The 8,146-nt window shown below is 43.2% G+C and carries 7 protein-coding genes; 1 reads left to right on the forward strand and 6 read right to left on the reverse strand.

Annotation, left to right across the window (positions count from 1 at the left end; translation table 11 throughout):
- The 6 genes from msrB to BXY_RS08345 form a co-directional block, all read right to left on the reverse strand.
- Window positions 1-1,021: peptide-methionine (R)-S-oxide reductase MsrB (msrB, locus tag BXY_RS08320; protein ID WP_208946790.1), on the reverse strand; the 1,021-nt coding region annotated here is incomplete at its 3' end.
- A gap of 84 nt (window positions 1,022-1,105) precedes the next feature.
- The gene (locus BXY_RS08325) at window positions 1,106-2,443 is read right to left on the reverse strand and encodes a TolC family protein (RefSeq protein ID WP_008644982.1); all 1,338 of its coding nucleotides are present in this window, start codon (window positions 2,441-2,443) and stop codon (window positions 1,106-1,108) included.
- 9 nt (window positions 2,444-2,452) lie between these two features.
- Window positions 2,453-3,553, reverse strand: coding sequence for an efflux RND transporter periplasmic adaptor subunit (locus BXY_RS08330; RefSeq protein ID WP_008644983.1), 1,101 nt, complete (start codon window positions 3,551-3,553; stop codon window positions 2,453-2,455).
- A gap of 56 nt (window positions 3,554-3,609) precedes the next feature.
- Window positions 3,610-4,851 carry an ABC transporter permease gene (locus tag BXY_RS08335; protein ID WP_008644985.1) on the reverse strand — a complete coding sequence of 414 codons (1,242 nt, stop codon included), beginning with the start codon at window positions 4,849-4,851 and terminating at the stop codon, window positions 3,610-3,612.
- Window positions 4,852-4,855: 4 nt separating this feature from the next.
- A complete protein-coding gene (locus BXY_RS08340; RefSeq protein WP_008026227.1) occupies window positions 4,856-6,115 on the reverse strand; it encodes an ABC transporter permease in 1,260 nt (419 codons plus the stop codon).
- A 76-nt stretch (window positions 6,116-6,191) separates the two neighbouring features.
- The gene (locus BXY_RS08345) at window positions 6,192-6,908 is read right to left on the reverse strand and encodes an ABC transporter ATP-binding protein (protein ID WP_008026229.1); all 717 of its coding nucleotides are present in this window, start codon (window positions 6,906-6,908) and stop codon (window positions 6,192-6,194) included.
- Between the two features lie 179 nt (window positions 6,909-7,087).
- Here BXY_RS08345 and BXY_RS08350 point away from each other — a divergent pair, with 179 nt between their 5' ends.
- A complete protein-coding gene (locus BXY_RS08350) occupies window positions 7,088-8,068 on the forward strand; it encodes an ROK family protein (protein ID WP_004315007.1) in 981 nt (326 codons plus the stop codon).
- Window positions 8,069-8,146 lie beyond the last annotated feature (78 nt).

Consider the following 8,146-nt stretch of genomic DNA (forward strand, 5'->3'; position numbering starts at 1 on the left):
TGAGTGGCAAATATTCTCCATAACCTTCCTCTTTCATTTTCTCTTTCGGGATAAAACGAAGGGAGGCGCTATTGATGCAATAACGTAATCCGCCTTTCTCTTTCGGACCATCTGTGAATACATGTCCCAGATGCGCATCCCCGGTTTTACTGCGCACTTCCGTACGTATCATGCCATGCGAAGTATCTTTCTTCTCTGCGATGATATCTTTTTGAATCGGCTGGGAAAAGCTAGGCCACCCGCAACCCGAATCGAACTTGTCGGTAGAAACAAACAAAGGCTCTCCGGTGGTAATATCAACATAAATGCCTGGGCGATGCTCATTCCAGTATTCATTGTGGAAGGCCGGTTCGGTGGCATTCTTCTGGGTTACTGCATATTGTTCCGCCGACAGTTCCTTGCGGAGGGTTGAGTCATCCGGTTTTTGATACACTTTTGTTTTCGGTGCATTGGCTTTGCGTGCCATTTCAAATAAAGCAGGATTGATATGGCAGTATCCTCCCGGATTTTTATCCAGATAGTCCTGATGGTAAGTCTCTGCCGGATAGAAATTAGTCAATGGCTTTACTTCTATAGCGATAGGAGTCTTATATTGTGTAGACAATAGTTTAATAGCCTGGTTAATGACAGGAAGATCTTCTTTATTTATATAATAAATTCCGGTTCTATACTGTGTTCCCCGGTCATTACCCTGACGGTTGAGGCTGGTAGGATCAATTGTCTTGAAATACAGATCGAGCAGCAAATTTAAATCTACCGTTTTAGGATCATAAACCACCTTTACTGTTTCCGCAGCATTGGTTTTTCCTGAACAGACCTGTTCATAACTCGGGTTGGCAACATTACTGTTGGCATATCCTACTTGAGTACTTTCTACTCCTCGAATTTGTTTCAGGAAATGTTCTGTTCCCCAGAAGCATCCTCCTGCAAAATAGATTTCTGCTTGATTTTTCATTGGTTTAGCAACTCCTAAAAATGTATTACTAATCACTACGATCACTATGATGATAAAATACTTCATATCCGTTAGTTCTTTCTATAATAACGAATGAACCAACGGATATGTTTGAAGGAACTACTATACTAAACTCAAATATATTTCTTTTTATTCAATGATCTGTCCTTTGTAGAAATCCAGAATTTTAGTCCGGAACAGATAGTCGTATTTAGCTTGCAACTTATCCGAAAGAGCTTTCGTCAGATTAAGTTTGGCTTCATTATATTCTACAAAGGTAGCTTTGCCGTTATTGAATTTCTCACTCATTAGGCGGAAAGACTCCTCGTTGGCTTTCACTGCCACTTCACTGGAGTTGTACTTGCTTTCAGCAGCTAGAGCATTATACCAAGCCTGCTGAATCTCTTTGTAGAGTACTTTCTTTGCGTTATCCAATCTCAAAGATAAGTCTATTTGTTGTAAACGAGCGGTGCGTACTCGGTTTCGTGTAGAAAAACGATTAAAGATCGGAACGCTCAAATTGAATCCTATATACTTATTTAGGTTGTTCTTTATCTGACTGCCGAAGCTGTTTTCTGATCTTCCGCTCACCGTATAATAATTGCTACCCAAACCGGCGCTGAAAGAGAGTTGTGGATAGAATGCACTTTGAGCAATACGAATGCTATTAAGACTACCTTGTAAACGGTATTCTGCAGCCTTAATACTTGGTTTGTAAGCAAGAGCCTGTGTATATATATCATCCGGTGGGGTGAGAGATTCGAACTCTAGTTCTTCCTTAGGACTTTCGAGCACGAATCCTTCAGGCGTAGGTAATTCCAAAAGTTGGGTGAGGTCTAATAATGACAACTTGTACGTATTGTCTGATTGTACAGCAGTCATTTCGTCCTGTGCGACACGGGCTTGTGCTTCGGCCACTTCAGAAGGGGATGCTTTACCTACTCCGTGAAGTCCTTGGATACGCTTTAGCTGGTCTTTGCTTAAATTTACCTGATTATGAGCAACCTTACTTAATTCTTGGTTGAATAAAACCTGCAAATAAGCGGAAGTGACATTGATTGCAATGTCTTCTTTGGCTTTATTCAAATCTTCTATAGCGGCTTTTAAATCCAACTTGGCAAGTGAATATTGGTTGGATAACTGCAAACCGGTAAATATCGGTACATTGGTTCCCAAGCTGAAACTGGTATTGGCACTGTTAATGTCACTATACGAGTTGTCTATCGGAGAAGCAGTACGTCCCCAACTCCAGTTTTGGCTGGCGCTACCGCTCAAATTCGGAAGACGTGTCCATTTACTAGTGTTTACACTCACTTTATTGGCTTCAACACTGTTGGTCGATTGACGAATCTCTATATTATGCTCGATGGCATAGTCGATACATTGCCGCAATGTCCATGCTTGCGGGGAGTTGTTCTGTGCTTGGATAGAAGTGATTCCGATCCCGGCAAGCAGAAGGGCTGATATGGTTTTACGAATTATTTTCATTGAATTCAATTATTTATCTTTTTTCTCTGCACCCCGTATTTTGTCCTGTGCAGTTATTCCTTTCTTGATTTCTATCTTGATTCCATCACTCATACCGGCAGTCACCTGCGTACGCTGGAACTTTTGTTCGGGCACTGAATCTGTCATGATGTACACAAATGTAGAGTCTCCATTAAACTCAATAGTGCTTTCGGGGACTGCCAATACTTGATTTGCCCTTTGCAACACGATTTCCGCATTAGCCGAATATCCGGAACGAATCTGAACGGAATCTGGAATGGTAATTGCAGCCTTGATTTCAAATTGGTTGGCACCATTGGTTTCTACCCCTTTCGGAGAGATATATTCCAGAATGGCGTTGAAAGTCAGATTCTGCAAAGCTCCGATTGTCAGTTTGATCGGCATCTGTTCGTGGATACGTCCCACTTCCGTTTCATCAATATTACCACGGAAAATCATGTCGTTCATATTGGCTACCGTAGCAATCGTGGTTCCATCATTGAACGTGTTACTCATAATCACAGAGTTACCGGCTTTTACAGGTACATCCAAAATCAACCCGTCAATGGTAGAACGAATCATCGTACTACTGAACGATGCACTGTTTTTGGTAATCCCTTCTTTTACGATTTCCAGATTATCTTTAGCCGTCTGTCTCTCTTCACGAGCCTGTTTCAAGGCTACTTCACTTTTCTCATATTCTTCCCGGCTAATCAGTTGATCTTCGTACAACTTCTTTACACGGGCAAAATCCGTTTCTGCCTGTGTTGCATTAATCTCTGCCAGGCGCACACGACTTTCCGCAGAATTCAGTTGACCGAGTTCAGGGATTACTTTTACTTTGGCGATCACTTCCCCTTTCTTCACAGCTTGTCCGGCTTCTTTGTACACTTCGTCGATAATACCCGAAATCTGCGGTTTGATTAAAATTTCGTCTCTCGGTTCCACCTTTCCGGTAGCTACTGTAGTCTTTTGGAGGTCAGTGACTTCCGGTTTTACTATTTCGTAAGTGATTACCTTGGGTTTAGACTTCTGATAAAGGAATACGAATGTTCCGACAAGAATGATAGCAATGACTACCAATAATGTGATTTTCAGATACTTTTTCATGACTTTATTTATATTTTTATTGTTTACGATTAATAATTGAAATCCCTCGCACCTCTTTATTCGTCGCGGATAGCTTCAATCGGTTTGATAGCCATAGCCCGATAAGCAGGTGCCAGACCTGCCAACATTCCCAGTGCGATCAGAAGAGCACAAGTGCCGATTGCCAGTCCGAAGGTAACCTGAAAACGGACGTCTCCTCCGTCGGCGTTTGCTCCCATCTCTACCAGTTGCAACACCATGACGGCAAAAGAGATTCCACACATTCCTGCAATGGTAGTAAGCACCATACTTTCCGATAGAATCTGTTGCAGAATATCTTTGGGGCGTGCGCCGATTGCCCGGCGGATACCAATTTCGGTGGTACGTTCTTTCACGGTTACCATCATAATATTAGATACGCCGATGGCACCTGCCAGCAGAGTCCCCAATCCTACCATCCAAACCAGTATGTTGATACCGGTAAACAGATTGTCTACCATCGAGAACATTGCTTCCGCATTCAGGTACATAAGTGCCTGTTTGTCGTTAGGCGCGATATAATGCGCAGCTTTAATAATCTGCTCCATTTCCGGTTGTACATCGGACACTTTGATTCCATGCTTCACGGTGAAGCAGATGACGTCGATCCGTCCCCCTAAGTTATACGTTTGCTGCATCGTGGTGAAAGGCAGGGTGACAGCTTCCGAAGCCCGTCCCTGTATGTTCATATCCCCTTCGGAGGAAGACATGCCAATCACCTGATAATAAATTCCGTCTACGCGTATGTATTTTCCGCAAGGGTCCTCTCCCGGTTTGAACAGGCTTTCATAGATACGCTTTCCGATCACACACACTTTACGCGCTTCCTGTATATCCACTTCGTTGATAAACCTGCCGTAGGCCATTTCCTGTGATTCGATGTGGAGATAGTCCGGATATAATCCTTTCACGCTGCAATCGTATTTCTTATCTTCGTATACAGCTTTGGAACCCCAACGGGCAATGGAAGGAGTAATGACCTCCACATCTTTGACTTGCGAACGGAGGCGCTCGATGTCGATAGCTTCCAGATTCCACCACCTGCCTTTGCGGAAACCTTTGTAAGCTTCGCCCGTTTTCTGTGCGGCAAGGAAGCCGGAGTTGGTTGCGAATCCTTCAAAGTTCTTTTTCATCATGCCTTCCAGTCCTTGTCCGCCGCCGATCAGGGCGACGAGCATAAAGATTCCCCAGAAAACACCGAATGCAGTCAGCAGGCTTCTCGTTTTATTTCTTGTAATGGTAATGAGGATTTCCTCACAGGTATCCATGTCTATTCTCATAGTCTTAATCTGCTCTAAGTGCTTCGATTGGTCGGATGCTGACTGCTTTTCGGGCAGGGAATAATCCGGCTAACGTACCAGCTATTATTAATGTGAGTGTAGCCTGTATGGCGATTCTTATATCTACTGTTGGATTCAGGAAAACAGTTTCCGTCCACATTCCGGTATCCATTGTCTGATTGCCAAAGGCGTTATTCATCCATTCGGTCACTCCGATGCCTGCCACCATACCTATATATCCGAATATCGTGGTAATGGTGACACTCTCTACGATAATCAGCCAGAGAATAGAAAGCGGCTTGGCACCCAGAGCTTTGCGAATACCGAATTCACGGGTACGTTCTTTTACAGTAATCAGCATAATGTTGGACACTCCTACAATCCCGCTTAACAGCGTAAAGATACCGATCACCCAGATAGCAATGCGTAGCATGTTCGAGCCTTGCTGCTGTTGCAAGTAGTTGGTAAACCGGTTCCAAATCCAGATAGCACTATGGTCTGTCGGGTCAAAGCGATGATTGGCCCCCAGCACCTTGCGGTAATGAGCTTCAAATGCTTCATTCGCTTCTATCGTTTCCAGGTTCTTGGTAGTCATAACAAGGTTATTCAACTTGTCTCCTTTGTTGTAAATCGTTTGCAGGGTGGTGAAGGGGATGTAAGCATCGCTGTCTCCGCTGTCTCCTTTATCATTATACAGCCCTACTACCTGATAAACCACATTACCGGCATTGACAAACTGCCCGATAGGCTCGGTATGCGTTTTATCGAAAAGAATCTCTGCTGTCTTTTTATGGAGCACAATTACTTTCCGGCGCTCTTTAATATCAATTTCATTGATGAAACGTCCTTTGAAGAGTTTCACCACTTCTACTTCCGTATGGTTGGGATATACGCCGGAAAGATTCAAACTGACGTATTCTTGTCCGAAACTTAAGTTAATACCTCCTTGCCACACGGTTGCCCCGGCTTTAATGACATGGTCCGGAAAATAATGGTCGGTAGCATCTACGTCTTTATTATCCAGTTGCACTCGTCTTCCTTCTTTCAGTCCATCGTATGATTTGCTGGTCCATCCCGGAAAAATCTTGATGGAGTTCATGGCACGTTCGGAAGCCGATTGCTCGAATGCATGGATCAATCCATTGCCTGCGCCTAACAGGACGATCAGCATAAAGATACCCCATGCCACAGCAAATCCTGTGAGAAAAGTCCTTAGCTTGTTACGCTTGATGGTACTGTATATTTCTTGCCAAATATCAATCATTTTTTTAAGTATTAAGTGATAAGTAAGTATTAAGTATTAGGCTGCGCTGCGACCGCATGGAATTAATACTTATTACTTATTTCATGAAACCGTCTTTGCCGAACGGAGAGGCATCGTGGTCGATATTATCTTCAATGCGTTCGATAACCCCGTCCTTGATGTGTATAATCTTGTCTGTTTGGTTGGCAACTCCGCTTTCGTGGGTGACAACTACAATCGTCATTCCCAGCTTATGAAGATCTTTCAGAATTTGCATCACTTCCACGGAAGTTTTACTGTCCAAAGCTCCTGTAGGCTCATCTGCCAGAATGATTTGCGGTTGGGTGATTAAAGCCCGTGCGATTGCCACACGTTGTTTCTGACCGCCACTCATTTCGTTGGGCATGTGATGTGCCCAGTCTTTTAAACCCAGACGGTCGAGATATTCCAAGGCAAGTGCATTTCGCTTCTTGCGGCTTATCCCTTGATAAAATAAAGGAAGTGCTACATTCTCTACGGCATCTTTAAAGGAAATCAGGTTAAATGACTGGAAGATAAATCCGATCATGCGGTTTCGGTATTCGGCAGCTTTGGTTTCGCTTAAGTTCTTGATGAGTACGTTATTCAGATAATACTCTCCGGTGTCGTAGTTGTCGAGAATTCCCAATATATTGAGTAAAGTTGATTTCCCAGACCCGGATGCTCCCATGATGGAAACAAATTCTCCCTGTTCGATATTGAGATTGATACCTTTAAGTACATGGAGAGGCGCTCCGTTGTTGTAGGTCTTGTTGACGTTTGTTAGTTGTATCACAATTTTCTTTATTTAGATTCTGTTTTCTAATAATTTTCTACTATTAGACGGCTGCAAGATACGAAAAGTTGCAAAGAGGTTGAACTTTTTTTGAAAAACATTTTGTAGACTCAATCTTCTTTACGTAATTTGTGTGCAGTAAACTTAATGATTAACTAACCCTTTTAAATAAAAGTATCATGAATTCAAACATGGAAAAGCCCTACGTAGTAGGTATTGACATAGGCGGAACGAATACCGTCTTTGGAATTGTAGACGCACGCGGAACTATTATTGCCAGCAGTTCAATCAAAACATCTGGTTATCCTACAGTAGAAGAATACGCTGATGAAGTGTGTAAAAGCCTGCTTCCATTGATTATTGCTAATGGTGGCGTTGATAAAATCAGAGGTATCGGTATCGGTGCTCCGAATGGTAACTATTACACGGGAACGATTGAATTTGCTCCGAACTTGCCTTGGAAAGGAATTCTTCCGTTGGCTGCCATGTTTGAAGAAAGACTGGGTATCCCCACTGCTTTGACAAACGATGCAAATGCTGCTGCTATCGGTGAAATGACTTATGGCGCTGCCCGTGGTATGAAAGACTTTATCATGATTACACTGGGTACCGGTGTGGGTAGTGGTATTGTTATCAACGGCCAGATGGTATATGGACATGACGGTTTTGCAGGCGAATTAGGACATGTGATCGCTCGTCGCGATGGTCGTCTTTGCGGTTGTGGACGTAAGGGATGTCTGGAAACTTACTGTTCGGCTACCGGTGTAGCTCGCACAGCTCGCGAATTCCTTGCCGCTCGTACGGATGCCAGCTTGCTTCGTAACATTCCTGCAGAAAACATTACTTCAAAAGATGTATATGATGCAGCTGTACAAGGTGATAAACTGGCACAGGAAATCTTCGAATTTACAGGTAATATCTTGGGTGAAGCTTTGGCGGATGCTATTGCATTCTCCAGCCCTGAAGCCATTGTATTGTTCGGTGGCTTGGCTAAGTCCGGTGACTATATCATGAAACCGATTCAGAAAGCCATTGATGATAATATCCTGAATATCTATAAAGGTAAGACGAAATTGCTCGTTTCCGAATTGAAGGATTCTGATGCTGCTGTACTGGGTGCCAGTGCATTGGCTTGGGAACTGAAAGATTTGAAAGAATAATATATCATTATTATAATAAAGGTAATGAAGCCTCGGGAGTCTATGACTTTCGGGGCTTTGTTTTATTATTCCTTTCCG

Source organism: Bacteroides xylanisolvens XB1A (assembly GCF_000210075.1).
Taxonomy (GTDB): Bacteria; Bacteroidota; Bacteroidia; order Bacteroidales; family Bacteroidaceae; genus Bacteroides; species Bacteroides xylanisolvens.

Excerpts from the sequence above, each read along its gene's own strand:
- BXY_RS08330 (WP_008644983.1), bottom strand. The coding sequence starts at position 3,553 with ATGAAAAAGTATCTGAAAATCACATTATTGGTAGTCATTGCTATCATT.
- BXY_RS08340 (WP_008026227.1), bottom strand. The coding sequence starts at position 6,115 with ATGATTGATATTTGGCAAGAAATATACAGTACCATCAAGCGTAACAAG.
- BXY_RS08350 (WP_004315007.1), top strand. The coding sequence starts at position 7,088 with ATGAATTCAAACATGGAAAAGCCCTACGTAGTAGGTATTGACATAGGC.
- BXY_RS08335 (WP_008644985.1), bottom strand. The coding sequence starts at position 4,851 with ATGAGAATAGACATGGATACCTGTGAGGAAATCCTCATTACCATTACA.
- BXY_RS08325 (WP_008644982.1), bottom strand. The coding sequence starts at position 2,443 with ATGAAAATAATTCGTAAAACCATATCAGCCCTTCTGCTTGCCGGGATC.